This is a genomic window from Roseovarius roseus, from assembly GCF_043355935.2.
Classification (GTDB): Bacteria; Pseudomonadota; Alphaproteobacteria; order Rhodobacterales; family Rhodobacteraceae; genus Roseovarius; species Roseovarius roseus.
Genome location: NZ_JBHFPE020000015.1, coordinates 38,431 through 62,308, shown reverse-complemented (window position 1 = coordinate 62,308; position 23,878 = coordinate 38,431). Strand labels below are relative to the sequence as shown.

Sequence of the window (23,878 nt, the reverse complement as noted above, 5' to 3'; positions counted from 1 at the left end):
CGCTCAGACCCTGTCAGTGACGCGCGTCAGGACAGGAAAATATTCGTCGCCAAAACCGGCGGCCTTGGCCTTTTCCATCCGCGACTGAGCCAGCTCAGCGCCATGTGCGCGAAAGCCGGTGAACTTTGCCAGGTCGAGCGCGTAACTGACATCTTTCAGTGCATAATTGGTCGGAAAGGCACCCTTGGGGAAACTGTCTTTCAGCATTGCTTTCATACCGTGGTTTCGCAGCGCGAAACTGTCGGCAGACCCTTTCGACATGGTATCGAACAGCAGGTCAGGGTCGACCCCTGCCTCAGTTCCGAGGATCAGCGCCTCGGACAGCGCGACCACGGTCTCGAAGAGCACCATGTTGTTGAGAATCTTGACCACCTGCCCGCAGCCCACATCGCCGCAATGGGTGATATCGGTCGCCGCGTGGGCAAGCAGCGGACGGATCAGCGCAAAGATCGCGTCGCTGCCCCCCACCATGATAGAAAGGGTGCCGTCTTCGGCGGCCTGACGGGTCCGTGCCACCGGGGCATCCGCAAAATCGATACCTTTCTCGTTCAGCGCCGACGCGACCTCGCGGGTCAAACCGACGGGAGCGGTCGACATATCGACCACTGTAAGGCCCTTGCGCGCGCTCGCCAGCACGCCGTTTTCGCCCAAGATGACCTCTTCAACCTGAGTGCCACCGGGCAGCGACAAGAAGAGAATATCCACCGCTGCGACGAGATCGGCGATACTCGCCTCACTCACGGCCCCAAGATCGACCAGCCGGGCCACGGGCGCCGGATTGAGATCGAATATCCGCACGTCAGCGCCGGATTTTTGCAGAATATTGCGGCAGATGGGTTCGCCCATCACCCCAAGGCCGGCAAAACCGATCATAGCTTTGTTCATGTCGTTTGTCCTTTGGTAGTAGGGATCGACACGATGGACGTCCCGCATAGAGAGCCAAGATAGGCCGTGCGCCCGTCAGCCGAAAAGTCGATGCTGGCAATGTTTCCGAGGCGGCTCTTTCCCGTCTCATAGAAATGCTCACGCCCCATGCGGCCTTCGCTCAGCGCCGTTTCGACGGCATCCACCCAGTCATCATCGCTATCCTCAAGAACCAGCTGCTTTTGCCCGTCTGGCGTGACGCGCCAGAGGCGGTTTGAGACTATGCAGGTGACCCACAGGTTTCCATGGGCGTCGAAACGGATCCCATCCGGGAAATCGCCACGCCCGAACTGCACGAATGTCCGGCGGTTGCTCAGCCCATTTCTGCCAAGATCGAACCGCGTCACACGGCGCGAAAATGTCTCCGAAATGACAAGCCCGTCGCCATCCGGGGTCAGTCGGCATTCGTTCGAAAAACAGATGTCATCCGCAAGGAGCCGGGGGCCGCTGCCGTCCACCATGACGATCAGACCATCGCGGACCTTGTCGGAATAAGCGGCGAAACGCGGGCGGCTGACGGTGCTGACCGTGATCCAGGTGCGGCCCATCTCATCCGTCATGACGAAATTCGCGGCCGAGAGAGCGACGCCGTCGACGTCCATCAGGTAGCGCTCCAGATCCCCCGCCTCGGTCAGTCGCCAGACCCCGCCATCCTCGCCGATATTCGCAATAAGGAAGCTGCCATCGGGCTGCGGAGCGATGCCATTCGGTATGAATTCGTCGTCCACGGGACCACGCGTCGTGACGCTTCCATCCGGCGCAACGAAGCTGACACCCCTGCCCCGATGCGAAACAGCGAAACGTCCCTGACCCATCACATGGACCGATTCCGGCCGCATCAGATCGCGGCCGATCGGCGTCACATCGGCGAACGTCAATTCCGGTTTGTAGATGTCTGTCATGCGGCCCTCCGTGAGCATAGAATAGACCGATCATTCTGCTGGACGCAACACTTTGTGGTGTTTATTTTGCCCCCGAAAGATCGGCCCTCTGGAACAAACCTGTTGCCAAACGCCAAATCGCAATCCTATAAAAGAGAACAGAAGTTCTATTTTATGCCGTCGGGAGGAGGGCAGCATGCCAAAAACATCGCCTGTCTTTCGTCGGCTTCCGGCACTTTTCTCGGGCAACCGGCCCCTTCGCCACCGGTCGCGCCACGCAAATTTTGTCTTCCTGATCGGCGCGGGTAACGCATATTTTCGATTCATCCTATGCGACTCGTGCCTGCGGCTGGATGAAGCGACAAAGCCGATGCAGTCCTGGGATATGGCCCTGCGCGGCGACGAGAACGTGTGGGCGGATCATTGGAAAACCATGCCACCCGCCGACGCGGCTGATATTCTTGGCATGCAAAGCTACGGACGGCTCGTGATCGAGGGGAACCTTCTACCGCTCCTGCAAAATCTCCAGGTGATCAAAGATATCCTGGCACTGCCGAGGCAGCTGGCATGACTGCAACCTTCGACGCCATTACGGGCCGCTACATGCGGCTCGAGATCAGCGGCAAGGCGCAGCGGATCTATTTCGAGGAAGCCGGAACCGGCATTCCCCTGCTCTGCCTGCACACGGCTGGCGCGGATGGGCGACAGTATCGTGGCATGCTGCTCGATGAGACAATCACGAACAATTACCGGGTCATTGTCTTTGATATGCCGTGGCACGGTAAATCCAGTCCGCCTGCCGGCTGGCAGACCGACGAATACAAATTGTCGACCGCAGATTACGTCGAGATGATCCTTGCTATCAGTGCCGCGCTCGAGCTGGACCAGCCCGTCGTGCTGGGCTGCTCCATCGGCGGCCGAATCGCGCTTCAGCTTGCCGCCGATCACCCGGATCAGTTCCGCGCCATAATCGGTGCTCAGGCCGCGGCATGGCAGACGCCATGGTATGATACCGACTGGCTACACCGTGCGGACATTCATGGCGGTGAGGTGTGTGCCGCGCTGATCTCCGGCCTGATTGCGCCCGGCGGCCCCGAGGCGGACCGGCACGAAACACTGTGGCATTACATGCAAGGCGGCCCCGGGGTTTTCAAAGGCGATCTATGGTTCTACCGCGTCGATGGTGACATGCGCGAGACCATCGCACGCATCGACACCAAGCGCTGCCCCCTGTGGCTGCTGACCGGAGAATACGATTTTTCGTGCAAGCCCAGCGATACGCTGGCCACAGCAGACGCCATTCCTGGCTGCGAAGCCATCGTGATGGAGCGGCTTGGTCATTTTCCGATGAGCGAAAACCACGAACAATTCGCGGTTTACCTGCATCCGGTACTCGAACAGATCGCGGCGGGGAGGCCGCATCATTGATACGACAATTTCAATTCATCAACTGGGAGGAATAATGATGAAACATAAAACGATATTGAGTGCCGCTTCGGTGCTGGCACTGATGTCCACCGCTGCAATAGCGCAGGAGCAGACATTGAAGATCGGCGCACTCGTCACACAGTCGGGTGCCGGGGCCAGCTGGGGCAATGGCATGCTGCGCGCGGCCGAACTTGCCGCAGAAGACGCCAACGAGAACGGCGGCCTTGAGGTCGATGGCGTGCGCTACAAGGTCGAAGTCATTGCATATGACGATGCCTACAAGGCCAACGAAGCCGTGACAGCGGCCAACCGGCTCGTTTTCGAAGACAAGGTGAAATACATCATCGGCACTGTCGGATCGGCCCCGATCCTGGCGATCCAGCCGATCACCGAGGAAAACAAAGTCATCACGATGACACTTGGCTTCACCTCGCAAGCCCTGAGCCCTGAGAAGTCGTTTACCTTTCGCCCCAACCCGACCACCGGCGAGGTGGCTCAGCCACAAATCGACTGGGTGGTCGCAAACCAGAACATCAAGACGGTCGGCGCATTGTTCCCCAATGATGAAACTGGGGAAGCCATCGCAGAGGATATCAGCGAGGCCTATGCAGCCGCTGGTGCAGAGCTGACCTCGACTGAATTCTTCGAACGGGACCGGGTGGATTTCATTCCGCTTCTTACGCGCATCGTGTCGCAGGGTGTGGACGCGATCGAGCTTGACGGCAACTCTCCGGTCACCGCTGGGCAGATCGTTCAACAGGCGCGGGACATCGGCTTTGAAGGCATCATCATACGCACCGGCGGCCCCGCCACGCAGGAGATCGTCAACGTCGCGGGACAGGCGGCAACGGAAGGAATGTTCGTGCACTCGGCGTTCAACCCCAATGTCGAAGCCGCCGCTGCCTATCAACAGCGGTTCGTCGACACCTATGGCGATGAGATGAACGGGTTTTCACCGTTCTTCTACGACGGGACCAAGATGCTGCTGAAAGCGATGCAGGATGCAGGCACGGTAGAGGATACAGAAGTGGTCAAGACGGCGCTCGAGAACATCACAGATTACGAGGGTGTTCTGGGCACGCTGAACTGGACCGGCGAAGAAAGTTACGGGATCGCCCATCAGCTCGATTCCCCCTTCTACATCGCACGGGTCGAAAATGGGGCCGAAGTGATTGTTGCCACCTGCACTACAGCCGGCTGCGAATAATCAATGCCTGCCGCGCGGCGCCTGCGTCGCGCGGCCCTTCTGACGAAAGGTCAGTGTTTTGAGTTTCCTTATTGCGCAATCGCTCATCAACGGCATCATCCTAGGGACGCTGTACCTAATGATGGCCATCGGATTCACGCTTGTCTTTGGCGTGATGCGGATCGTCAACTTCGCTCACGGCGAGTTTTACATGATCGGGGCCTTCTCGGCGCTGATTGGTGTAACTTGGCTGGGCCTGCCCTATGCAGTCACCCTCGGCATGACCGTCGTTCTTGCCATCCTGCTGGGCGCGCTGATTGAAAGGGTCGTCTTTCGACCGTTCCGCAAGGACGAATTGTCCGGGATGATCGCATCCCTTGGCCTTGCCATGATCCTGCAAAACGGCGCGCTTATCATGTTCGGACCAGACCCTCAGGCGTTTCCGTCGATGGTGTCGGGTGTCTTCCGCTTGGGTGATCTTATCGTGCCGAAATCTCGCGCGCTCACGCTGGGCGTCGGGGTTGTTATCCTGCTGGGCTTCTACTTTCTACTGATGCACACACGCTTCGGGCGGGGCCTGCGCTCTTTGGTGCAGGATCAGGAAATCGCTGCGCTTTACGGTGTACGGCTTGAAATCATGTATCCTCTGGGGCTTGGACTGGGCATCGCGCTGGCTGCCGTCGCGGGTGGGCTTATGGCACCCCTCTTTGGTGTCTCTCCCTTCATTGGCGCGACGCCGCTACTCAAGGCATTCATCGTCGTCATTCTTGGCGGACTCGGCTCTATTCCCGGTGCAGCGCTGGCTGCGATGTTGCTGGGCCTAATCGAAAGCTTTGTAAGCTCTTTTGTGAGTGCATCTGCCGCCGACATCGTCACCTTTGCGCTGGTAGTCGCCGTTCTGTTGCTACGCCCGTCGGGCCTTCTGGGGCGGGGTGAAGCATGACAATCGCAAGATCTCAAAACTCCGGAAAGCTGGGCCACGTCGGCCCTTTCGCCTTCATTGCGGCAATTGCGTGCCTGGCTCTGATCCCATGGTTCACGGGAAGTACCTTTCACTTTCACATCGCCATCATGGTCTGTCTGGGTGCTATGGCTGCCGCCGGGCTGGGCACCATTGCCTGGGTCGGTCAGCTGTCCCTCGCCCACGGTGCATTTGTCGGCATTGGTGCCTATACATGCGTGCTGCTGGTGACACGGCTGGGTGTGCCGTTTATTTTGGGGCTTCCTGCGGCCGCTCTAGTGGCAGGCGCGATTGCCTACATCATCGGCACGCCCCTCCTGCGGCTGCGCGGGGTGTACTTTGTCCTGATCACCTTTGCACTGAATGAGCTTTTCCGCCTGGTAATGTTGGAATTTCCATCAGTTTCCGGCGGATCGAGCGGCATTGCCGGGGTGTCGAAAATCTCGATCTTCGGTTTCGAGCTACAGCGCCAGCAAGACGTCTACGTCTTCACTCTCTTGATGCTGGCGCTGGTGATCCTGGCACTCTGGACAATCCGCAAAGGGCCGCTAGGGCGCCGCTTTGCCGCTGTCGAAGAGAACCTCGATCTTGCCGAAGCCTCTGGCATTCCAACGGCGCGGACGCAAAACATCGCCTTTGTGCTGGGCAGTGCCATCGCGGGTTTCACAGGTGCCATCATGGCGCATTACATTGGCTTCATCTCGCCCGAAACCTTCGGTTTTCAGCTGTCGGTTTCCTACGTCATCCTGCTGGTCTGTGGCGGCCGGCTAAGTTTGGCCGGGCCCATCGTCGGGGCGGTCTTCCTGACCCCGCTCCCCGAATTCCTACGCAGCGCACATGAATACCAGCATATCATTTACGGTGTCGTACTGATCGTGGTCTTGCGGTTCATTCCAGACGGTCTGTCGGCGCTGCCGCGCAAACTGCTGTCCTATCGGGGAGAGCGCTCATGACGCCGATCCTGCAATTGGAAAATGTTGGCAAGCGCTTTGGCGGACTTGCGGCGCTGAGCGGTATCGATTTCACCGCCGAGAAGGGCAAGGTCACGGGGCTGATCGGGCCGAACGGCGCCGGCAAAACCACCTGTTTCAACCTGATCACGGGCACCCTGCCCGCCTCCTCGGGCAAGATCGTATTTCAAGGCGCGAACACCGCCGGATTGTCGCCGCACCAGATCGTGGAGCGAGGCCTTGCGCGGACATTCCAGTCCGCGACCACGTTCCCCGATGCCACCGTGCGCGAGAATATCCTGCGCAGTGCGCTATTGCGTCATCCCGTCGGGGCACTGTCGACACTGTTCGGCGGTCCAGCGGCCAGGCAAGCGGAGGCAGCCGCGGCGCGGACGGTTGACGATGTCATGGACGCGCTGGAACTGACGGAACATGCCGATCGCAAGGCTGGAACGCTGGCCTATGGCTATCAAAAGCGTCTTGGCGTCGCGATCGGTCTGGCGACCCGGCCCGTCCTGCTATTGCTCGACGAACCTGCAGCCGGCCTGAACCCGGAGGAGGTGGACCGCTTCTCCGGCATGCTGGCCACCATCAAGGACCGCTTCGACGTCTCGGTCCTGATCGTGGAGCATCATATGCGCCTGATCATGCGGGTATGCGACCACATTGTCGTGCTGGATCACGGCGAGAAAATCGCAGAGGGGAGCCCGAAGGAAGTGCAGACGAATCCCCGTGTGATCGAGGCTTATCTGGGGGCGGAAAATAATGTCGAGTGATCTGTCCATATCGGGCCTGAGCGTAAGCTATGGCCCCGTCGAGGCGCTGAACGATGTCAGTTTTGACATTCCCAGCGGCCAAATCGGAGCCTTGGTGGGATCGAATGGCGCCGGCAAAAGCACTGTGCTTAAATCGATCTGCGGACTTGTAGCGCCCAGTTCAGGCACCATCCGTGTCGGCGGCCAGGAAATCGCGCCGCGGCCGGGCGACGCCCTCAAGGCAGGTGTTGCGATGTCACCCGAGGGCCGGCGCCTTTTCCCGCGGCTCAGTGTCGCCGATAACCTGGAAATGGGAGCCTATACCGTCTCGAACGCGGCTGCACGGCGCGAGATGCTTGAGCGCGTGTACGGCTATTTTCCCAAGCTGAAGGAACGCCGCAGTCAAATGGCAGGCTCGTTGTCGGGCGGCGAACAGCAGATGGCGGCAATTGGACGTGCGATGATGGCGCAGCCCACGCTCCTGCTGCTTGATGAACCGTCGCTTGGTATCGCGCCGATCATCGTGGCGCAGCTCGGCCAGATCATAACGGAAATCAATCATGATCTGGGCATAACCGTGCTGCTGGTCGAACAGAATGCAACCATGGCCCTCTCACTCTGCACCACTGGCATCGTGCTTGAAACGGGCCGTGTCATCATGACGGGAACAGGGCGCGACCTGCTCGCAAGCCCGGAAATTCGTGCCGCATATCTTGGCACTTAGGAAAAAGGACAACCTATGCCGCTGCTCGAGTCTCCAGCGCAAATGCCCAAACCGAACCAAACCGAACTGCTACTTATCGGCGGCAAGCCAATGGCCGGAGACGGGGCGCTTCTTGACGTTGTGAACCCTGCGAATGGCAGCCTGATCGGTCGCGTCGCAACATCCACGCCGGCGCAGGTCAGCGCGACGATCGCCTCCGCGCACACGGCACTGAAGCGCACGGGATGGGGTGCCCTGCCCCCCCATGAGCGGGCGCTGATCCTTGGCCGCACAGCGGACGAGATCGAAAGGCACGCCGACCATCTCGCGCAGCTTCAGATGATGGAGAACGGCAAGACGCGCAGCGAAAGCCGCAACCAGGCGATGATGGCCGCCGGCATCTTCCGCTACTACGCCGCCGTGTGTGAATGCAGCGAAGACGCGATGCCGCCAGCGCGCGGGGATTATTTCACGATGACGGTGCATGAGCCGGTCGGGGTGGTCGCCGCACTGACGCCATGGAATTCGCCCCTCACCATGGGCGCGCAAAAAATAGCACCCGCCTTGGCCGCTGGGAATGCGGTCGTCCTCAAGGCAGCGGAAACGACATCATTCGTGACGCTTGCATTGGGCCGATGCGTTGTCGCGGCCGGACTGCCGGACGGGCTGCTGTCCGTCATCACCGGCGGCGTCGAAACTGCAGTGGCGCTGGTCGAGGACCCAGGCATAGGCCTGATCTCGTTTACCGGAGGGACTGCGACGGGCCAAAGCATCGCGCGGGGCGCGGCTGACAGGCTGGTCCCGATGATCCTCGAACTGGGAGGCAAGTCACCCCATATCGTCTTTGCGGATGCAGATCTCGAGGCAGCGGCCAAGTCGGTCGCAAGTGGGATTTTCGGCGGCACCGGACAATCATGCGTCGCGGGGTCGCGGCTCTTTGTCGAACGCCGTGTCGCGGATGAGTTCCGCGACCATCTGATCGCCGCAGCCCGCAAGATGCGCGTCGGTCCACCCTCGGAGCCGGACAGCGTTCTGGGGCCTCTGTCCTCCTTCGCGCACCGAGAACGGGTCGAAGCGTTTGTGGCGCGGGGGGTCGCGGAAGGCGGCACGATATTGCTGGGCGGCGCACGCCCGGAAGGCCCCGAATTCGAGCAAGGCGCCTATTATCTGCCAACCATCATAGGTGATGTCGCGAACGACGCCGCCATCGCGCAAGAAGAAATTTTCGGACCCGTGCTGTGCTTCCTGCCCTTCGATGACGAAGAGGATCTGATTGCTGCGGCCAACGACAGTGACTTCGGACTCGCGGCGGGCATTTGGACCAACGACTACAAGCGCGCTTGGCGTGTCGGCCGCGCACTTGAGGCGGGCACCGTCTGGATCAACACCTACAAACAGCTGTCGATCGCTGCGGCGTTCGGCGGATACAAGCTGTCGGGTCTGGGTCGGGAAAAGGGCTTGCAGGGCATGCGCGCTTATCAACAGACAAAAAGCCTCTATTGGGCGGTCTGAGGGTCATCTGTCCACGCAATCGCCACCGGGCTAAACCGGATAGCTGCTTCCCAATCCGTTCGAAATCTCCCGCACGGCCTCCATCATCTGACCTTTCATGCGGGCGATATCGGCCTCGGTGAACCGTTCTTTCGGGCCCGAGAAAGACAACGCACCGACCAGCCGCCGTGAGCCGGAGAAAACAGGCGCCGCGATGCCGGCACACAACTTGTCGCGCTCGCCAAGTGACACTGCGAAGCATTCGCCACGGATCTGGTCCATCTCGGCACCAGCTTCATGCGGCTCGCCGAAGGCGACCAAGACCTTGCCGGCAGCGCCTCTCCTGACTGGAAGGCGGTCGCCGGTATGGACCCGGTCAAGGGTCGAGTGATTGGAATTGAGGCGAAACAGGCAAAGCCTTTCGTCAGCGGTCTGGCGCATGTGAAAGGAAGGGCTTTCAGTGCCCATGTCCACCAGCTTTTCCATGACCGGCAGGATCTGATGCCGCAGGGGGTTGCTCCGCTCGTAGGCCAGACCTAGCTGCATGATCGTCGGCCCAAGGGCGTATTTGTTCTCTTCGACCCGAACTACATAGCCAGCGCCCTGAAGGGATTCCAGAAGCCGCAGGATCGTACTTTTGTAAAGCTCTGTCGAGCGCGCGATTTCCGATAGGTTAAGGGGCATCCGACCCTTCTCAAGCGCCGCGATGATCGACAGTGCGCGGTCTACGGCAGCAACTCCTCGTCCCGTTTTTTCGGTTTCTGAATCAGTATCCTTGGCCAATTGCCCATACCTCTCGGAGTTAGTCAGCTTAACGCTGATAGTATACGCTATTCTGCTGAACGAAGCGAATGTTCCGTCTGGGAATGATCCAATTTCGTGATGTTTGTCGCGTCGCCCCTTCCGAGTGGCGTTGGGACGGGTGTAGTGACGAAAGGTTGCAATCCACTGCCGCATAAACTCAAATGTGGTTGCCAACTTGTTTGCAGTGCGGCGCTTGGTTAGTCGGTGGGTATTAATATTCCCTCCCCCATGCCGTGCCTGAAAGACTATCGTTTTTCCCTTGAAACCGTTGAATACCGTCTGGGTCTACCATTGCTTCGCGCTTAGAACGGCGGATGTCGAAGACCTTCTCGCCGACCGGGATGTGATGGTCAGCCGGGAAGCGATCCGGAAATGGGTGAACCGCTTTGGCCGCCACTTTGCCGGTTGTATCACGCGCGACAGACCGGCCGCGGGCGAAAAATGGCACTTGGATGAATGCGTCATCCCGATCAACGGCAGAAAATACTGGCTTTGGCGGGCGGTCGACGCGAACGGTGACGTGTTTGATATTCTGGTTCAGCCACAGCTCAACGCCAAGGCGGCAAGACGTTTTCTGGCAAGGCTGATCGACCGGTTCGGGGAACTGGTCTGCAACGATACTCGGATATGGCGATCACCATTTGCCTGACGTTGGGCTTGGTTTACAAGCAGCCGTTGCGCCAGACACAAGGGCTGATGCGGGGCATAGTGAGACTGATGGGTTTGGATATTCCCGTGCCGGATTTCTCAACCTTGTCACGCCGTGGTCGAGGATTGAACCTTCCCGTAAAATCTCGAACCCGAAGACGTGAGCCGGTCCATCTGGTGGTCGATAGTACCGGGCTGAAGATATTCGGCGAAGGCGAGTGGTTGCGGGAAAAAGCATAAAAAAGGCCAGGTGCAAATCGTGGCGCAAGCTGCACCTCGGCCTCGACCTTTTGACCGGTGAGATCGTCTGCGCTGACCTGACGCTGGATGACGTTGGCGATCCGACAGCTTTCCCCGGGCGGCTGAATCAGATCGACGCGCCAGTTTCTCGGTTTCTGGCAGATGGTGCTTACGACGGCGCGTCGATCACCGATCTGCTCAACGCGCGTTTCGGGGACGCCGTAGAAGTCATCATTCCGCCACCGAAGAACGCAATCCCAAGCCCGCAATCGGTGCATGATCCATCGCTTCGAGACCACCACATCGCCCCGATACAAGCCCACGGCCGCATCGCCTAGCAATCCAGCAGCGGATACAATCAACTGAGCCGCGGTGAAACACAGATGACTCGATGGAAGGGCGTCATTGGGCCAAAACTGAAAGCCCGGAACTTCGAAAATCAGAAGATCGAAGTCAGGATCGGCGTCAGCGTTCTTAATGAAATGACCAATCTGGGCCGCCTCGAATTCGAGGCGGTCACGTGAGGCAATTCATGGGTAAGGGCGCGTTTCGGTTAATACTCGACCTATGCAACACGGTCGAGGAGCAACATCTTCAAAGCCAATGGCAAGCAACCTTGCCGCAATTGACGATCAGCGCGCAGACTCAAAAAGATCGAGACAATCCCAGCGTCACCACCCGCCCCTCGCCCTGCCAGCAGGAAGACGTACCGAAAGAGGTCTGGCAACTGGCGGTATAGCGCTCGTCCGTTAGGTTCGTGACGTTGAGGTTTGCAGTCCAGTCGGCGGCGAAATCCCATGTCGCGCCCGCATCGAAAAGCCAGGCGTCGCCGACGCGCAGCGTATTGGCGTTGTCGGCCCAGCTGGCCCCCTGGTAGCGAGTGCCAAGCCGCAGCTCGACCCCCGAAAGGGCCGCAGGGCTATAGGCGAATTGCAGCGAGCCGAACTCTTCCACCACCGATTGCGGCGTCTTGCCGACTATCGTCGGATCGGCCGCGAACTTGTCGATCGAAACGTCCAGATTGGTATAGGCCGCGCGCATCCGCAGGCTCGGTGCTAATTCGACATCCGCTTCGATCTCGAACCCCGTCGAGGAAAGCTGGCCCAGCGTGCGCGTGTCGAACACACCGCCATTGACGAAGGACTGCGCCACGTCCTCGCGCTCGACATCGAAGGCCGAGACGGTGACGAGCGAATAGTCGTTCGGCTGCCACTTGACGCCGATCTCGTACTGCCGCCCGGTTTCGGGATCGGCATTGGCCGATGTCGGGCTGAGCGCCTGAGGGTTGAAATAGGTGCCTGCGGTGGCATAGGGCGTGAAATCTCCGATTTGCTTCGACAGCGCCACGCGGCCCGAGAACGCATCGTCGGTGCGCGACAGGTCCGCGCCGATACGGTTGTCGAAGTTGGAATAGACCCGGTCGTAGCGGCCATTAATCGTGGCGATCCAACCGCCGCCCCACTTGATCTGGTCCTGGGCGTAAATGCCTACCTGCTCTTGAGTGCGCACCCCATCGATATAGGGCGCCCCCACGGCAGGCTGAGCCACGGTATAGTCGGGAAAGACCGGGTCGAGCGGCGTGCCGAAGGCGAATTGCTGCTGCTCATCCAGCTCGTAGCGCCGCGCGTCGACACCTAGCAGAACCGAGTGGGTGGCGCCGCCAAGCGCGAAATCCTGGCTGAAATTCAGATCGTTTTGCAGGATCGTGGCATAGCTGTCATGCGCGAAGACGAAGCGCGCGACATCCGCTCCCGGTGTGGGCACCTGCCCCGAGGTGAAGCCGTTGGGATAGGCGTAGGTCTCCTCCAGATCGGCATATCCGAAGCGGAAGGTATTCGACATGTCCCATCCGGCCAGGTCGCGGCGGTAGATCGCGGTGGCGATCAGCTGCTCGCGGTCGTAGCTGTCCACATCCGGGTTGCCGCCGTTGTAATACTGGTCGAAATAGCCGAATGGCGCGGCGGCCTCGGTACCGAAATAGGGCAGGAACTGTCCGCCGACGTGATCCTCGTCCATGTCGGTATAGCTCAGGTGCAGTGTCAGGCGGCTGCCATCGTCAAAGGCCTTGGTTATCCCGCCAAAGATCACGCCCTCGAAGCCCTGCTCGAACATGCCGTGACCGTCCTGGCGCGTGACCTTGCCACCGACGCGGTAAGACAGGCTCTCGCTCAGCTTGCCTGCCGTCTCGCCGCTGATCGAGGCGCGGCCCTCGCTGTCGAGATCGAAGCTGAGCGCGCTGCCCTCGCTGCCGTCCGGCAGGCGCGAGACGTAGTTGACGATGCCTCCGGGACTCGACGCGCCATAGAGCATCGATGACGGCCCCTTCAGAACCTCGATTCGCTCCAGCAGGAAAGGATCGACGTAGAATGTGCCAAAGCCATAGGAAAACAGCGACAAGCCATCCAGATAGGCGCCGGTATCGAACGAGTTGAAGCCGCGGATGTAGAACCAGTTGGTGTCGCTGTCATACCCGTAAAGCTGGCTTTGCACGCCCGCCACGTCTTGCAGGACCTGGTCCACCTTGCGCGGCATTTCCTGCTCGAACCGCTCGCGGCCCACCACGGTGACGGATTGCGGCACCTCGGTTATCTCGGTCGCGGTCTTCATGCCTGTCAGGGTCGAGGGGTTCACATCGTCCCCGACCGGGTTCGCGCCCTGCACGTCAAAGACAACCTCGCCCAGATCGAATTCGGCGCCAACCTGCGCGAAGGCGGGTAGCGCAAGGCTCCCGGCAAGGATGGTCGTGCCGGCCAGGGCAGCGGCCCGTGTCATGCGTGCGGTCATTTGAGTTCCTCTTGTCAACAGCAATAGCGCCGCGCGGTTGGAGCGCGGGTCTCTTTGTAGCGGTCTAGAGAGCGTGGCCCGGCCAGTCTTGACTAAAACTGTCGGGAATTGCGCATTCCTGCTCCGAAAGCATGCTTTTGCGCCATGCCCCCGGTGTCTGACCGACATGGGACCGAAAGGCGCGGGTCAGATGGGCCTGATCCGCAAAGCCGACGGCGACGGCGGTATCGGCGATCGCCTCGCCTTGCTGCAACAGCGCTTGCGCCGTTCTGACGCGCAAGGCCTGCAACGCCCGATAGGGCGAGGCGCCGCAACCTTGTCGGTAGGCATGGGCAAACCAGCTTTCCGAGAGGCCCACATGCTCGGCCATATCGGCCACGGAGAGCGCACCGTGCATCCGGTCCTGCATGAGTGCGGACACCTTTTGCAATTGCGATCGGGTCAGCCCGCCGCGCTGCGGCCGGGGCGACATCGAGGCTCCCGCACTATCCAGCACCTTGTGGATGAAGGCGGTGGACAAGGATTGAAGGACAATCTCGCTGGCCTCGCCCGATGCCAGCTCGCGCGCGATCAGAAGCGCGATCCCATGCGCGGTATTCGTCCCGGATATCAGAAACGGGCGCGCAAGCAGCTCCGGCGCATAGGACGCAAGGTCTGCGATGCTTCTGACCAACCTCTGCTTATCGAAATGCAGGTCAAGGTGTTGAAGCGGACCGGCCGATGCAAACCGGGACTGCGCAGAGACCCCTGCGGGAATATAGGCGACCGAAACTGCGTTCGCGCCGCTACCATCCTCGCAGTCCAACGCCATGGGGGTCTGCAAGGGGTCCAGAACAACAACGAAGCGCGGGTCGCGTGCGACATAGCGCCCCCGCGCCCCGGCAGCGATATCGACACTCCAAAGATCCAGCGTCGCCCCCTGCCACGACCGGGTTGTCAACGGCGATACAGGCCGAATACGCGAGGTAAAACTCGTCATGCTGGGGCGAAAGCTCATACTGGACCCCGAATCCTTACAAATACTATCAAGTTTTAGTCCTCGCTTTCTACCCATGCCTTCCGCGCAAAGCAATTGCCGGGTAGCACATTTCCGATAAATTCACTTAGGTATTGAATTGAGACCTTGGTTGTGGTGACTACGCCGCCATGACAGGTTCCTGATCTACGCCCGCCGCACAGCGCTTCGGCAGGTATCCGGGCGCACCCTTCGATAAGGCATCACTATGAAATTCCGATCTTTTTCCCTGTTCATCGCAACCGCCTTGGCAGGCTTCAGCGGCCCGCCCACTCTTGCCCAAGACAAGATCGGCGAGCACCTGTTGATCGAATTGAACGCCGTCGAATCGCAGGAAAGCGGGTGCAAGCTGTCGTTCCTGGCGCTGAACGGACACCCCGCGGACTTATCGCAAGCGGTTTTTGAGACGGTGGTTTTCGATGCAGACGGTCAGGTCGATCGGCTGACGCTGCTCGATTTCGCGGATCTGCCTGCTGCACGGCCGCGTGTGCGCCAGTTCATGATCAAAGGCATGGCATGCGGTGACATCGGCCAGATCCTCTTCAATGGCGCGAGCACGTGCGGGTCGGCTGACCTCGGCGCTGCCGCCTGCGAGGCTGGCCTGATGCTTGAGAGCAAAGTCGATATCGAGGTGGCGGGATGAATAGTATGATAGGCACCTTCAACGAGATCGCGACCCTTGGCGGCCCTGTCGTCGTCCTTCTGATCGCCGTCTCCATCGTAACTACGGCTGTCATCCTCTACAAACTCTGGCAATTCTCCCGCTCGGGCGTCGGCCGGCACAAGGCACTGTCCGAGGCCGTCGCAGCATGGGATGGCGGGAACAGGGCCGAGGCCCGTGCGGCACTTGACCGCTCGACCAGCTATCTTGCGCCGGTCATCTCAATGACCTTTGACGCCGCCCCGGATGCCGTCAAGCGGCTGGAGGCCGAGGCCGAAACCCGTTTCGCACGGCTCGAGCGCGGCTTCAGGCTGCTGGACTCGGTGGCGCAGCTTGCGCCCCTCTTGGGGCTTTTCGGAACGGTTCTGGGTATGATTGCAGCCTTTCAGGCGCTGCAAGACGCCGGAAGCCAGGTCGATCCTTCGATCCTTGCGGGCGGTATCTGGGTCGCGCTTCTGACGACGGCCGTTGGCCTCGTCGTCGCGATGCCCACGGCGCTGGTGCTTAGCTGGTTTGAGGGGCGCATGGATGCCGAGCGCGTGACCGCGGAGCGCGCGATCCACACGATCCTCGCGCCACGCGGCCACCGCGCCGCGGCCCATGAGCCGGCGCAGGCGCATGCCGCCGCCCATGCGTGAGCGAGCGCACCGCCGCAAACGCCTGTCGATGACGTCGCTGATCGATGTCATCTTTCTTCTGCTGCTCTTCTTCATGCTCTCCTCGACCTTCTCGAAGTTCTCCGAAATCGAGCTGACGGCAGGCGGCACCGGGCCTGCAGCCACGTCCGATACGCCGCCCCTCTTCCTGCAACTTTCGCCGGACGATCTGCGTCTTAACGGCCAGGGCCTTGCGCTGGACGCACTCCCGCCCGCCTTGGCGCAGCGCGAGGTCGCCCAGCCGCCCCGTACCCTGCTGATTTCGCTCTCGAGCGATGTCACGTCGCAGCGCCTGACCGACCTGCTCGCGGTTCTGCGCGGCGCCAAGGGCATCAGACCCGTGATCCTCGGAGGTGCGGCAGGATGAGACGCAAACCGCGCAGCACCAAGGGCGAGCCGACGATTGCGCTCATCAATATCGTTTTCCTGATGCTGATCTTTTTCATGGTGTCCGGCACGCTGGCCCGTCCCCTTGATGAATCGCTCAGCCTTGTGCGCACTGGCGATCTGGACGGGCGCGCGCCGCCCGATGCGCTCGTGGTCCATGCGGATGGCCGGCTCAGCTATCAAGGCAGGGATATCGCCGCAGCGGCGGACTACCTTGCCAGCCCGCACAAGGCCGGGCGCACGGATGCGGTCCGGCTTGTGCCGGATCGCGACTTGCCCGCTGCCAAGCTGATCAGCATCGCCGCCGAGCTGCGCGCCGCTGGGGCCGGGCGCGTCATGGTCGTTACGGAAAGGGGCCTCGAATGATCGCATCTTCCGCAAGGATCAAGCTGCTGGCCACCGGGGCGGCCGTGCTGGCACATGCCGCGTTCGCCGTCGGTATAAACCCGGACCCCGTGGCCGAAATCGAAGGCGGCGCAGGCGCCCCCGAGGCGCGCATAGGCACAAGCTTTGCCGATATGGTTTCGGGCACACTGACGAGCCAGACGACGAAGGACACTCTGGCCCCGGTTAAAGCCCCTGCACCTGAACGGGCAGCCCAGCCGGACACGGCACCTGCGCCGAGGCCCGAAACTGCGCAGCCTACTACACCGACGCCCAAACCCGAGGTCGCACCGGCACCCGCGCCGGAGGCACTGGCAGCCTTGGCGCCGTCTCCTGCAGCCAAAACCGCAACGCCCGACACATCCGCCGCGCCAAAGCCGCCCGAGGCGCAGCGCCCCATGACGGACGCGCCCGAAGCGGTCAGCCGATCCCTGCGTCCCGCGCAGCGCAGCAAAGAGTTCGAGGCAAAGAATAAGTCCAAGACTGCAAAGGCGCAGCGCACGCCAGTCGAGACGCCTAAGCCACGCGCACAGCCCGCACCGCGCGGCAATGCCCAGGCAAACGCGACAGCCGGAGCGACGCGGGGCAGCGAGGCCGCAACCGCCAAGTCCCAAGGTACCGAGCGGGATCAGAGCACGGCTGCTGGCACCGCCGCCGCCAGCAATTATCCGGGCCTCGTCATGCGCAAGATCTCGAACGTGCGCAAACCGAGGATGAGCAGGGCGGGCAGCGCGCGGGTCAGCTTCTCGGTCGCGCAATCGGGCGCGCTGGCGGGCGTGAGCATCGCGCGCAGCTCTGGCCGCGCGGATCTGGACCGCGAGGCGCTGCGCCTCATTCAGCGGGCCGCGCCCTTTCCCGCGCCGCCTGCCTCAGCGCAGCGCACATTCGCAATCGACATCCAGTTCCGGTGATCGCCGCAAATAGATAGCCGCCCAAAGAAAATGGCCGGCACCCTTCGTCGCCGGCCATAATACATTCGCTCAATCAGCTCAGAACGTCTTGGTCACCGAGACCTTGAACGTCCGCCCCGGCGCCTGCCTCGTTGGCGAGGAGAGGTGCCCGACATAGGCCTCATCCAGCAGGTTCTCGACGCCGAAGCGCACCGCGGTGCCGTCGAGCCAGCCTTGGTCCGGCTGCCATGTGGCGCGCAGATTGTGCAGCGTGGTGTCGGGTAGATCCGCGCCCAACGCATCGCGGCGATCGACCGCGTGAACAACCTCCCAGCTCAGGTCCAGATCATCATTCCACCGCTTGCCCAGCGTCAGCTGCACACGGTCCGACGGGCTGATGCGCCAGGCGGTGCTGGTGCCGTCCGGATTATACTCGCGGCCCTCGCCGACATGCCCAGCAAGATCGAAATAGAACCCGCTTTGCATCCCGTAGGAAGCTTCAAGCTCAAAGCCCTCTGATCTCACATGATCCAGATCGGTCGTTGTCGAACCGGACACCGTGTAGCTTGTGATATCCCACAGCTTGGTCTGATAGAAATTGCCCCGAACGGTCAGGCTGTCACCTGTGGCAAGGACATCAAGGCCGGTGTATTCGGCGCCAACCTCCAGTGTCTGCGATTTCTCGGTCATGCCGATGCGCCGCTGCGCGGTGGCCGAACTGCCCAGATCATCGATGATCGGCAGGCCCTCGGTATAGGCCGCACTACCAAAGACCGAAAGGCCGTTGCCAAAGTCATAGGCTAGCGCAAGCCCGCCCATCAGCGCATCGTTGTTATAGCTGTCGGGCACACCCGCCAGCGGCACCGAACTCTCAACGCGCGAATGCTCATAGCGCAGCGCGGGGGTCACGCTGAACTGCCCAATGGTCATCTCATCGACCACGAAAACGGCAAGGCGCCGATCCTCGCCGCCAGGCGAGCTGGCCGCATCGAGGCGCTCCTTGCGGACTACCTCTGCCCCCGCCAGCATGTCATGCGCGACCGCGCCGGTGTTGAACAGCGCGCGGTTCGACACGGCCAGTTTCGTCGTCTGATAGCGGTTGTCGGCGCAGATCACGCCCGTCATCGGACTTGCGCAAAAGGCCGCGACGCTCTGGCCCCCCTGAAAGGGTGAGCTGCCGTCGATGTAATCCACGTCGATCGTCTGATCGGCATAGCTGAGGTTCGCGCGCAGGTCGATCAGATCACTTGCCGGATTGTAGCGGTATTCCAGCACCGCCTGGCTGGTATCGGTGCGCCGGTCCACGCGGCCAAAGCTGCCCGCTGTCGTCTCGAACTGGTCGTAGGGCACATCCTTGTCGTCGGCCACCGTCTCGGAATAGCTGAGCGTCAGGGACTGGGCATCGTTTTCGCCGAAGGTAATCTTGCCCTTGGCCAGCCAAGAGGGCGTGCGGAAGGATGAATTGCCGATGGTGGTGCCGTCACCCGCCGTCAAATTGCCTTGGTCTCGCAGCGTGTAATTCAGCAGGAACTCCAGGCCCTCGGTCGGCATCCACGCCAGATTGGTGGAGGTGGCCCAGCCATCTCCATTGCTGCTGTATTCCAGCGTCTGCGAGCCGCCGAAGCCGACCTCGCCACCCGTAAAATCAGACGCATCCTTGGTCTCAAGTTTGACCACCCCGCCCACGATCCCCGATCCATAGGCGAAGCTGCCGATTGTGCCGCGCAGAACCTCGATCTCCTTGTAAAGCAGTGGATCGGTGAACAGCTGCGTGCCGATACGGTACAGCTCCTCCGAGCCAACGCTGGCGCCGTCGATCTGCACCGCGATCTTCTGGTCACTGCCGAAGGTCGTGTTGGCGCCGAAGCCGCGAATGTTGATGCCCGAGCCCTGCGGCGTGGTGCCATTGACCAGCGTCACGCCGGGAACGGAATCGATCAGCTGCGCGACGGTGCTGGCTTGACGATCCTGTATTTCTTCCTCGCCGACGACCGTGCGCGACAGCGCGGTGCCGTAGCTGAGGTCTCGTTTGCCCCCCGTCAGAATCAAGGTGCCCAGATATCCGGGCGTGCCCCCGTCCTGGCCAGCGGCGGGGGCCGCCAGCGACAAGCAGGCAAGCGCGGCCGAGCCGCGCAATAGAGGTCTGTGCATTTTGCGCCATCCTTCATGTGTCTTTGGGCCGAAGCTCGCGAAGGGCTGGCGCGGCGATTTTTGGTGATCTGGCGATAATCATTACCGCAACGGGTTGCAGCCTTAATGGTATCCAACTAAAACAGTCAAGTAATTTGAAAGAGCCACGTACCGGACCCATCGGGCGCAGCCATCGGATACTTAAAATCCCGAGGAAGCCCCTATGACCGACACGACCACCCCAACTCCCCAAGATATTCGCGCGTTCATCGCGGATAATCCCAAGCTGCGCGCCCGCGACCTTGCCGAAAAGCTGGGTGTTTCCGAGGCGCAGCTTGTCGCCGCCCGCATTGGCCAAGGCGCCACGCGCATCGCAGCGCACCCCGATCGACTTATTCCCGCCGCCGAGAAGCTGGGCGAGGTCATGGCCCTGACGCGCGTGGATGCCTGCGTGCATGAAAAGGTCGGCACCTATGGCAATTACCATCCGGGCGAACATGCCGCGATGACCCTTACCGAAGAGATCGACCTACGCATTTTCCCCTCGCACTGGGTCCATGCCTTCGCGGTTGAGACGGCTACGGAGGATGGCTCGCGCCGGTCTCTGCAAATCTTCGATGCGGCGGGCGATGCGGTCCACAAGGTCCATTTGCGGGGTGCATCGGATCACGCGGCATGGCCCGGCATCGTTGCCGGCCTGGCGCTGGAGGATCAGTCCGAAGGGCAACCAGTGGAGCTGCGCAAACCCACCGAGGCAGCCAAGTCGCGCGAGGACAAGGCCGAGCTTCTGCGCGAGGAATGGTCCAAGCTGACGGACACGCACCAGTTCCTGCGGCTTTGCTCCAAGCTCAAGATGAACCGCCTTGGCGCCTACCGCATCGCAGGCGCGCCTTTCGTGCGCCCGCTCGATCCCAAGGCCGCCGATAATATCCTGAACGCGGTGCGGGACGCTAGCATTGAGGTGATGATCTTTGTCGGCAATCGCGGCTGCATCCAGATCCATACCGGCCCCGTGCGCGAATTGCGCCCGATGGGGCCGTGGCAGAATGTGATGGATCCGGGCTTCAACTTGCATCTGCGGCTCGACAAGGTCGCTGAGGTTTGGGCCGTTGAAAAGCCCACGCAACGCGGCCCTGCCGTGTCGGTTGAGGCGTTCGATGCAGAGGGTGGGATCATCTTTCAGGTCTTCGGCGTCGGAAAGGAAGGCCGGGACTCCCGTGCCGACTGGGCCCGCGTTGTCGCCGCGCTGCCCACGCTGGAAGAGGTGCCGGCATGATCCGCTTGCATAGGCGCGCGGCCGTTTTCAGCCTTGCCGCGGCACTGCTGACACCGTCCCTTGCTGTGGCCGAGGACAAGGCCGATGTGCTGTCCATCGGCGGCTCGGTGACTGAGATCATCGCCGCCCTCGGTCAGCAAGACCGGCTCAAGGCGCGCGACACGACATCAAGCTATCCGCCAGCCGTGATGGACCTGCCGGATGTGGGCTACATGCGCGCCCTCTCGCCCGAGGGGGTGCTGTCGGTCGGCCCGTCCCTGATCATCTCTGAAGAGGATGCAGGCCCGCCCGAGGCGCTGGAGGTGATCCGCGCCGCGGATGTCGCATTCGTCGAAGTGCCGGACGCGCGGGACGCGGCCGGCATCCTGCAAAAGATCGAAGTGATCGGCAATGCCTTGAGCGTGCCCGAGCGCGCAGATAGGCTCGCGGGTGAAGTGGGCGCATCGCTGTCGCAGGCGATCAAGAAGGCGGAGCGACCCGAGGCAGTCAAGAAACGCGTGCTCTTCGTGCTGTCCACGCAAGGGAGCAGGATCAATGCCTCCGGCACCGGGACCGAGGCGGATGCGATCATTCGCATGGCGGGCGGCATCAACGCGGTCACGGAGTTCGAAGGCTATCGCCAGATGACAGACGAGGCCGTGGGCTTGGCCGCGCCTGATGTCATCCTGATGATGGATCGCGGCGGCGATCACGGTATTGCCGATGACGAGCTTTTCGCCATGCCCGCGGTCAAGCTGAGTCCGGCCGCGCAAACCCGTTCAGTCGTTCGGATGGACGGGCTTCTGATGCTTGGCTTCGGCCCGCGCACCGCCGAGGCGGTCACAAAGCTGAGTGCGGCGATCTACGCCGACGGGGCCTGAATGTCTGCCGCGACCGACACGAACGCCCCAAGCGCTCCCCGCGACAGGATGTCAAGAGCCCGAAGACTGCATTGGCTGCTGGCCAGTGCGCTGATCCTCGCATGCCTCGCCAGCCTCGAGATGGGCGCGACCGATGTGAGGATCACGGGCCTCTTGGCGTCCCTCCTGCGGGGCGAAGCGCTGAGCCAGATGGAGCGCGTCGTTCTGTGGGACATCCGCCTGCCGCGTCTTGCCATGGGCGCATTGGTGGGCGCCGCTCTGGCGGTGTCGGGCGCGGCGATGCAGGGGCTTTTCCGCAATCCCCTGGCGGATCCGGGCATTGTCGGCGTCGGCGCGGGCGCGGGGCTGGGCGCGATCTTGGCCATCGTGCTGGGCGCGCTGCTGCCCGGCTGGCTGATCGACATCACGGGCAATCAGTTGGTTCCCTTCGCGGCCTTTCTCGGCGGCTGGGGCTCCACCATCTTGCTCTACCGGGTGTCGACCAGCGAGGGGCGCACCTCGGTCGCCACCATGCTGTTGGCGGGCATTGCGCTGGGTGCTCTGGCGGGCGCGCTGTCCGGGATCCTCGTCTATATCGCAGATGACCAGCAGCTGCGCGACCTCACCTTTTGGGGCCTCGGATCGCTGGCCGGGGCCAGCTGGGCCAAGGTGCTGGCCGCCGGGCCGATGATCCTCGCCGCGATTGCCGCTGCGCTGATGCTGGGCCGCGGCCTCAACGGGCTGGCCTTGGGCGAGGCGACGGCGGCGCATATCGGCATCGACGTCCAGCGCATGAAATCCATCGCCATCCTCGCGGTGGCGGCGGCGACCGGCGCGGCGGTGGCCGTCTCGGGCGGGATCGGCTTTGTCGGGATCGTGGTGCCGCACCTTCTGCGGCTGGCATGCGGCCCGGATCACCGCACGCTTCTACTCAATTCCGGGCTTCTGGGCGCGACGCTGTTGATCCTTGCTGACGTGATCGCCCGGACAGTCATCGCACCCGCCGAACTGCCCATCGGCATAGTGACGGCGGTTCTGGGCGCGCCGGTCTTTCTGTGGATTCTGCTCAAGCGTCGGAGGCTCGTCCTATCATGAGCCTGACTGCCAAGAATATCCGCGTCAGCTATGGCAAGCGCGAGGTGCTGGCGGGCGTCAGCCTCGGCGCCGAGGCCGGAGAGGTGACCGCCATTGTCGGGCCGAACGGGTCCGGCAAATCGACGCTGCTGGGGGCGATCACCGCCAGCCTGCCCTACGAAGGCAGCGTCGAGCTGAACGGGCAGAACATTGCGGCGCTCCGGCCATGGCAATTGGCGGCGCAGCGCGCAGTCCTGCCGCAGGCCTCGCAACTGGCCTTTCCCTTTACAGTGATCGAGGTGGTCCGCCTTGGCCTGCAATCGGGCACAGCCGGGGACCGCCCCGATGTGCCGCTGCGCGCGCTGAGCCGCGTGGGCCTTGCGCATTACGCCGAACGCAGCTTTCAGGAGCTGTCGGGTGGTGAGGCACAGCGCGTGATGCTGGCGCGCGTGCTGGCGCAGGTCTGGGCCCCGACCGAGAACGGCACGCCCCGCTGGCTGCTGCTGGACGAGCCTGTGTCGAGCCTCGACATCGCGCATCAATTGCAGGTGATGCAGATCGCCCGCGACTTTGCAGAGGGCGGTGGGGGCGTGATCGCCGTCATGCATGATCTGAACCTCACCGCGCTTTACGCCGACAAGGTCGCGGTGCTGGCGGGCGGCGAATGTCTGGCCGTCGGTAGCCCGCGGGACGTGCTGACCGACGCAATCCTGTCGGAGGCCTATGGGTGCGCTCTCCGTGTTTCGGCCCCGCCGCCGTCCGGCGTGCCCTATATCCTGCCTCATGCGGCCTCTGCCTGAAAGGAATCCCC

Annotated in this window: 26 protein-coding genes and 1 pseudogene; 21 read left to right on the top strand and 6 right to left on the bottom strand. The window is 61.9% G+C overall.

Features of this window, described 5'->3' with window-relative positions:
* Positions 1-3: 3 nt before the first annotated feature.
* Entirely contained in the window at positions 4-885 is an 882-nt protein-coding gene (locus ACEWPL_RS16830) for an NAD(P)-dependent oxidoreductase (protein WP_393930530.1), read from the bottom strand.
* Positions 882-1,826 (bottom strand): SMP-30/gluconolactonase/LRE family protein, encoded by a 945-nt coding sequence (locus ACEWPL_RS16825; RefSeq protein ID WP_393930532.1) that lies wholly within the window; start codon positions 1,824-1,826, stop codon positions 882-884. Before ACEWPL_RS16825 ends, ACEWPL_RS16830 begins: the two co-directional genes overlap by 4 nt.
* 175 nt (positions 1,827-2,001) lie before the next feature.
* Between ACEWPL_RS16825 and ACEWPL_RS16820 the strand changes: the two genes are divergently transcribed.
* The 8 genes from ACEWPL_RS16820 to ACEWPL_RS16785 are packed head-to-tail and all read left to right on the top strand — an operon-like array spanning position 2,002 to position 9,300.
* Positions 2,002-2,376 carry a hypothetical protein gene (locus tag ACEWPL_RS16820; RefSeq protein WP_393930534.1) on the top strand — a complete coding sequence of 125 codons (375 nt, stop codon included), beginning with the start codon at positions 2,002-2,004 and terminating at the stop codon, positions 2,374-2,376.
* Positions 2,373-3,233 carry an alpha/beta fold hydrolase gene (locus tag ACEWPL_RS16815; protein ID WP_393930536.1) on the top strand — a complete coding sequence of 287 codons (861 nt, stop codon included), beginning with the start codon at positions 2,373-2,375 and terminating at the stop codon, positions 3,231-3,233. The genes ACEWPL_RS16820 and ACEWPL_RS16815 overlap by 4 nt, the downstream gene beginning before the upstream one ends.
* A gap of 37 nt (positions 3,234-3,270) precedes the next feature.
* Positions 3,271-4,440: an ABC transporter substrate-binding protein gene (locus tag ACEWPL_RS16810; protein WP_420744362.1), complete on the top strand. Its 1,170-nt coding sequence runs from the start codon at positions 3,271-3,273 to the stop codon at positions 4,438-4,440.
* A 58-nt stretch (positions 4,441-4,498) separates the two neighbouring features.
* Positions 4,499-5,362: a branched-chain amino acid ABC transporter permease gene (locus tag ACEWPL_RS16805; protein ID WP_393930540.1), complete on the top strand. Its 864-nt coding sequence runs from the start codon at positions 4,499-4,501 to the stop codon at positions 5,360-5,362.
* Complete coding sequence (locus tag ACEWPL_RS16800) at positions 5,359-6,333, top strand: branched-chain amino acid ABC transporter permease (RefSeq protein WP_393930542.1); 975 nt, start codon at positions 5,359-5,361, stop codon at positions 6,331-6,333. Before ACEWPL_RS16805 ends, ACEWPL_RS16800 begins: the two co-directional genes overlap by 4 nt.
* On the top strand, positions 6,330-7,106 hold the full coding sequence (locus ACEWPL_RS16795) for an ABC transporter ATP-binding protein (RefSeq protein ID WP_393930544.1): 777 nt from the start codon (positions 6,330-6,332) through the stop codon (positions 7,104-7,106). Before ACEWPL_RS16800 ends, ACEWPL_RS16795 begins: the two co-directional genes overlap by 4 nt.
* Positions 7,096-7,809, top strand: a complete 714-nt coding sequence (locus ACEWPL_RS16790) for an ABC transporter ATP-binding protein (protein ID WP_393930546.1) — start codon at positions 7,096-7,098, stop codon at positions 7,807-7,809. The genes ACEWPL_RS16795 and ACEWPL_RS16790 overlap by 11 nt, the downstream gene beginning before the upstream one ends.
* A 15-nt stretch (positions 7,810-7,824) precedes the next feature.
* Positions 7,825-9,300, top strand: coding sequence for an aldehyde dehydrogenase (locus tag ACEWPL_RS16785; protein WP_393930548.1), 1,476 nt, complete (start codon positions 7,825-7,827; stop codon positions 9,298-9,300).
* A 30-nt stretch (positions 9,301-9,330) separates the two neighbouring features.
* On the opposite strand, the gene ACEWPL_RS16780 is transcribed toward ACEWPL_RS16785, so the two are convergent.
* Positions 9,331-10,257, bottom strand: coding sequence for an IclR family transcriptional regulator (locus ACEWPL_RS16780; protein ID WP_393930550.1), 927 nt, complete (start codon positions 10,255-10,257; stop codon positions 9,331-9,333).
* Between the two features lie 36 nt (positions 10,258-10,293).
* Here ACEWPL_RS16780 and ACEWPL_RS16775 point away from each other — a divergent pair.
* The 4 genes and pseudogenes from ACEWPL_RS16775 to ACEWPL_RS16760 all read left to right on the top strand — a co-directional run.
* Positions 10,294-10,687, top strand: a pseudogene (locus ACEWPL_RS16775) (IS6 family transposase); the annotation flags it as partial.
* 23 nt (positions 10,688-10,710) lie between these two features.
* A complete protein-coding gene (locus ACEWPL_RS16770) occupies positions 10,711-10,971 on the top strand; it encodes a transposase (RefSeq protein WP_393930552.1) in 261 nt (86 codons plus the stop codon).
* On the top strand, positions 10,950-11,309 hold the full coding sequence (locus ACEWPL_RS16765) for a transposase (RefSeq protein ID WP_393930555.1): 360 nt from the start codon (positions 10,950-10,952) through the stop codon (positions 11,307-11,309). Before ACEWPL_RS16770 ends, ACEWPL_RS16765 begins: the two co-directional genes overlap by 22 nt.
* A 45-nt stretch (positions 11,310-11,354) precedes the next feature.
* Positions 11,355-11,495, top strand: coding sequence for a hypothetical protein (locus ACEWPL_RS16760; RefSeq protein WP_393930557.1), 141 nt, complete (start codon positions 11,355-11,357; stop codon positions 11,493-11,495).
* A gap of 121 nt (positions 11,496-11,616) precedes the next feature.
* Here the strand turns inward: ACEWPL_RS16760 and ACEWPL_RS16755 are convergent, their stop codons facing one another.
* Together ACEWPL_RS16755 and ACEWPL_RS16750 are read right to left on the bottom strand one after the other, a co-directional pair.
* On the bottom strand, positions 11,617-13,755 hold the full coding sequence (locus ACEWPL_RS16755; RefSeq protein WP_393930559.1) for a TonB-dependent siderophore receptor: 2,139 nt from the start codon (positions 13,753-13,755) through the stop codon (positions 11,617-11,619).
* Positions 13,756-13,819: 64 nt separating this feature from the next.
* The gene (locus tag ACEWPL_RS16750; RefSeq protein ID WP_393930561.1) at positions 13,820-14,752 is read right to left on the bottom strand and encodes a helix-turn-helix domain-containing protein; all 933 of its coding nucleotides are present in this window, start codon (positions 14,750-14,752) and stop codon (positions 13,820-13,822) included.
* A gap of 226 nt (positions 14,753-14,978) precedes the next feature.
* Between ACEWPL_RS16750 and ACEWPL_RS16745 the strand changes: the two genes are divergently transcribed.
* Genes ACEWPL_RS16745 through ACEWPL_RS16725 form a run of 5 tightly spaced genes read left to right on the top strand, consistent with a single transcriptional unit; the run spans position 14,979 to position 17,769 of the window.
* Positions 14,979-15,413, top strand: coding sequence for a hypothetical protein (locus ACEWPL_RS16745; protein WP_393930563.1), 435 nt, complete (start codon positions 14,979-14,981; stop codon positions 15,411-15,413).
* Positions 15,410-16,069, top strand: coding sequence for a MotA/TolQ/ExbB proton channel family protein (locus ACEWPL_RS16740; protein WP_393930565.1), 660 nt, complete (start codon positions 15,410-15,412; stop codon positions 16,067-16,069). Before ACEWPL_RS16745 ends, ACEWPL_RS16740 begins: the two co-directional genes overlap by 4 nt.
* Positions 16,062-16,454 carry an ExbD/TolR family protein gene (locus ACEWPL_RS16735; protein WP_393930567.1) on the top strand — a complete coding sequence of 131 codons (393 nt, stop codon included), beginning with the start codon at positions 16,062-16,064 and terminating at the stop codon, positions 16,452-16,454. The genes ACEWPL_RS16740 and ACEWPL_RS16735 overlap by 8 nt, the downstream gene beginning before the upstream one ends.
* Positions 16,451-16,840: an ExbD/TolR family protein gene (locus ACEWPL_RS16730; protein ID WP_393930569.1), complete on the top strand. Its 390-nt coding sequence runs from the start codon at positions 16,451-16,453 to the stop codon at positions 16,838-16,840. Before ACEWPL_RS16735 ends, ACEWPL_RS16730 begins: the two co-directional genes overlap by 4 nt.
* A complete protein-coding gene (locus ACEWPL_RS16725) occupies positions 16,837-17,769 on the top strand; it encodes an energy transducer TonB family protein (RefSeq protein ID WP_393930571.1) in 933 nt (310 codons plus the stop codon). Before ACEWPL_RS16730 ends, ACEWPL_RS16725 begins: the two co-directional genes overlap by 4 nt.
* Before the next feature lie 78 nt (positions 17,770-17,847).
* Here ACEWPL_RS16725 and ACEWPL_RS16720 read toward each other — a convergent pair whose 3' ends face one another.
* On the bottom strand, positions 17,848-19,899 hold the full coding sequence (locus ACEWPL_RS16720; RefSeq protein ID WP_393930573.1) for a TonB-dependent receptor domain-containing protein: 2,052 nt from the start codon (positions 19,897-19,899) through the stop codon (positions 17,848-17,850).
* 202 nt (positions 19,900-20,101) lie between these two features.
* On the opposite strand from ACEWPL_RS16720, the gene ACEWPL_RS16715 reads away from it, so the two are divergent.
* From ACEWPL_RS16715 to ACEWPL_RS16700, 4 genes are read left to right on the top strand one after another with little or no spacing between them, the layout of a single operon-like run.
* The gene (locus ACEWPL_RS16715; protein ID WP_393930575.1) at positions 20,102-21,154 is read left to right on the top strand and encodes a hemin-degrading factor; all 1,053 of its coding nucleotides are present in this window, start codon (positions 20,102-20,104) and stop codon (positions 21,152-21,154) included.
* On the top strand, positions 21,151-22,014 hold the full coding sequence (locus tag ACEWPL_RS16710) for a heme/hemin ABC transporter substrate-binding protein (protein WP_393930577.1): 864 nt from the start codon (positions 21,151-21,153) through the stop codon (positions 22,012-22,014). The genes ACEWPL_RS16715 and ACEWPL_RS16710 overlap by 4 nt, the downstream gene beginning before the upstream one ends.
* A complete protein-coding gene (locus ACEWPL_RS16705; protein ID WP_393930579.1) occupies positions 22,015-23,088 on the top strand; it encodes a FecCD family ABC transporter permease in 1,074 nt (357 codons plus the stop codon).
* A complete protein-coding gene (locus ACEWPL_RS16700; protein ID WP_393930581.1) occupies positions 23,085-23,867 on the top strand; it encodes a heme ABC transporter ATP-binding protein in 783 nt (260 codons plus the stop codon). The genes ACEWPL_RS16705 and ACEWPL_RS16700 overlap by 4 nt, the downstream gene beginning before the upstream one ends.
* Positions 23,868-23,878: the final 11 nt, after the last annotated feature.

What these genes read in the sequence shown, in the direction of transcription:
- ACEWPL_RS16755 (WP_393930559.1), bottom strand. Translation starts at nt 13,755, where the DNA reads ATGACCGCACGCATGACACGGGCCGCTGCCCTGGCCGGCACGACCATC.
- ACEWPL_RS16785 (WP_393930548.1), top strand. Translation starts at nt 7,825, where the DNA reads ATGCCGCTGCTCGAGTCTCCAGCGCAAATGCCCAAACCGAACCAAACC.
- ACEWPL_RS16735 (WP_393930567.1), top strand. Translation starts at nt 16,062, where the DNA reads ATGCGTGAGCGAGCGCACCGCCGCAAACGCCTGTCGATGACGTCGCTG.
- ACEWPL_RS16760 (WP_393930557.1), top strand. Translation starts at nt 11,355, where the DNA reads ATGACTCGATGGAAGGGCGTCATTGGGCCAAAACTGAAAGCCCGGAAC.
- ACEWPL_RS16705 (WP_393930579.1), top strand. Translation starts at nt 22,015, where the DNA reads ATGTCTGCCGCGACCGACACGAACGCCCCAAGCGCTCCCCGCGACAGG.
- ACEWPL_RS16810 (WP_420744362.1), top strand. Translation starts at nt 3,271, where the DNA reads ATGAAACATAAAACGATATTGAGTGCCGCTTCGGTGCTGGCACTGATG.
- ACEWPL_RS16750 (WP_393930561.1), bottom strand. Translation starts at nt 14,752, where the DNA reads ATGAGCTTTCGCCCCAGCATGACGAGTTTTACCTCGCGTATTCGGCCT.
- ACEWPL_RS16820 (WP_393930534.1), top strand. Translation starts at nt 2,002, where the DNA reads ATGCCAAAAACATCGCCTGTCTTTCGTCGGCTTCCGGCACTTTTCTCG.
- ACEWPL_RS16790 (WP_393930546.1), top strand. Translation starts at nt 7,096, where the DNA reads ATGTCGAGTGATCTGTCCATATCGGGCCTGAGCGTAAGCTATGGCCCC.
- ACEWPL_RS16815 (WP_393930536.1), top strand. Translation starts at nt 2,373, where the DNA reads ATGACTGCAACCTTCGACGCCATTACGGGCCGCTACATGCGGCTCGAG.
- ACEWPL_RS16740 (WP_393930565.1), top strand. Translation starts at nt 15,410, where the DNA reads ATGAATAGTATGATAGGCACCTTCAACGAGATCGCGACCCTTGGCGGC.
- ACEWPL_RS16745 (WP_393930563.1), top strand. Translation starts at nt 14,979, where the DNA reads ATGAAATTCCGATCTTTTTCCCTGTTCATCGCAACCGCCTTGGCAGGC.
- ACEWPL_RS16825 (WP_393930532.1), bottom strand. Translation starts at nt 1,826, where the DNA reads ATGACAGACATCTACAAACCGGAATTGACGTTCGCCGATGTGACGCCG.
- ACEWPL_RS16715 (WP_393930575.1), top strand. Translation starts at nt 20,102, where the DNA reads ATGACCGACACGACCACCCCAACTCCCCAAGATATTCGCGCGTTCATC.
- ACEWPL_RS16725 (WP_393930571.1), top strand. Translation starts at nt 16,837, where the DNA reads ATGATCGCATCTTCCGCAAGGATCAAGCTGCTGGCCACCGGGGCGGCC.
- ACEWPL_RS16800 (WP_393930542.1), top strand. Translation starts at nt 5,359, where the DNA reads ATGACAATCGCAAGATCTCAAAACTCCGGAAAGCTGGGCCACGTCGGC.
- ACEWPL_RS16770 (WP_393930552.1), top strand. Translation starts at nt 10,711, where the DNA reads ATGGCGATCACCATTTGCCTGACGTTGGGCTTGGTTTACAAGCAGCCG.
- ACEWPL_RS16720 (WP_393930573.1), bottom strand. Translation starts at nt 19,899, where the DNA reads ATGCACAGACCTCTATTGCGCGGCTCGGCCGCGCTTGCCTGCTTGTCG.
- ACEWPL_RS16830 (WP_393930530.1), bottom strand. Translation starts at nt 885, where the DNA reads ATGAACAAAGCTATGATCGGTTTTGCCGGCCTTGGGGTGATGGGCGAA.
- ACEWPL_RS16730 (WP_393930569.1), top strand. Translation starts at nt 16,451, where the DNA reads ATGAGACGCAAACCGCGCAGCACCAAGGGCGAGCCGACGATTGCGCTC.
- ACEWPL_RS16795 (WP_393930544.1), top strand. Translation starts at nt 6,330, where the DNA reads ATGACGCCGATCCTGCAATTGGAAAATGTTGGCAAGCGCTTTGGCGGA.
- ACEWPL_RS16710 (WP_393930577.1), top strand. Translation starts at nt 21,151, where the DNA reads ATGATCCGCTTGCATAGGCGCGCGGCCGTTTTCAGCCTTGCCGCGGCA.
- ACEWPL_RS16700 (WP_393930581.1), top strand. Translation starts at nt 23,085, where the DNA reads ATGAGCCTGACTGCCAAGAATATCCGCGTCAGCTATGGCAAGCGCGAG.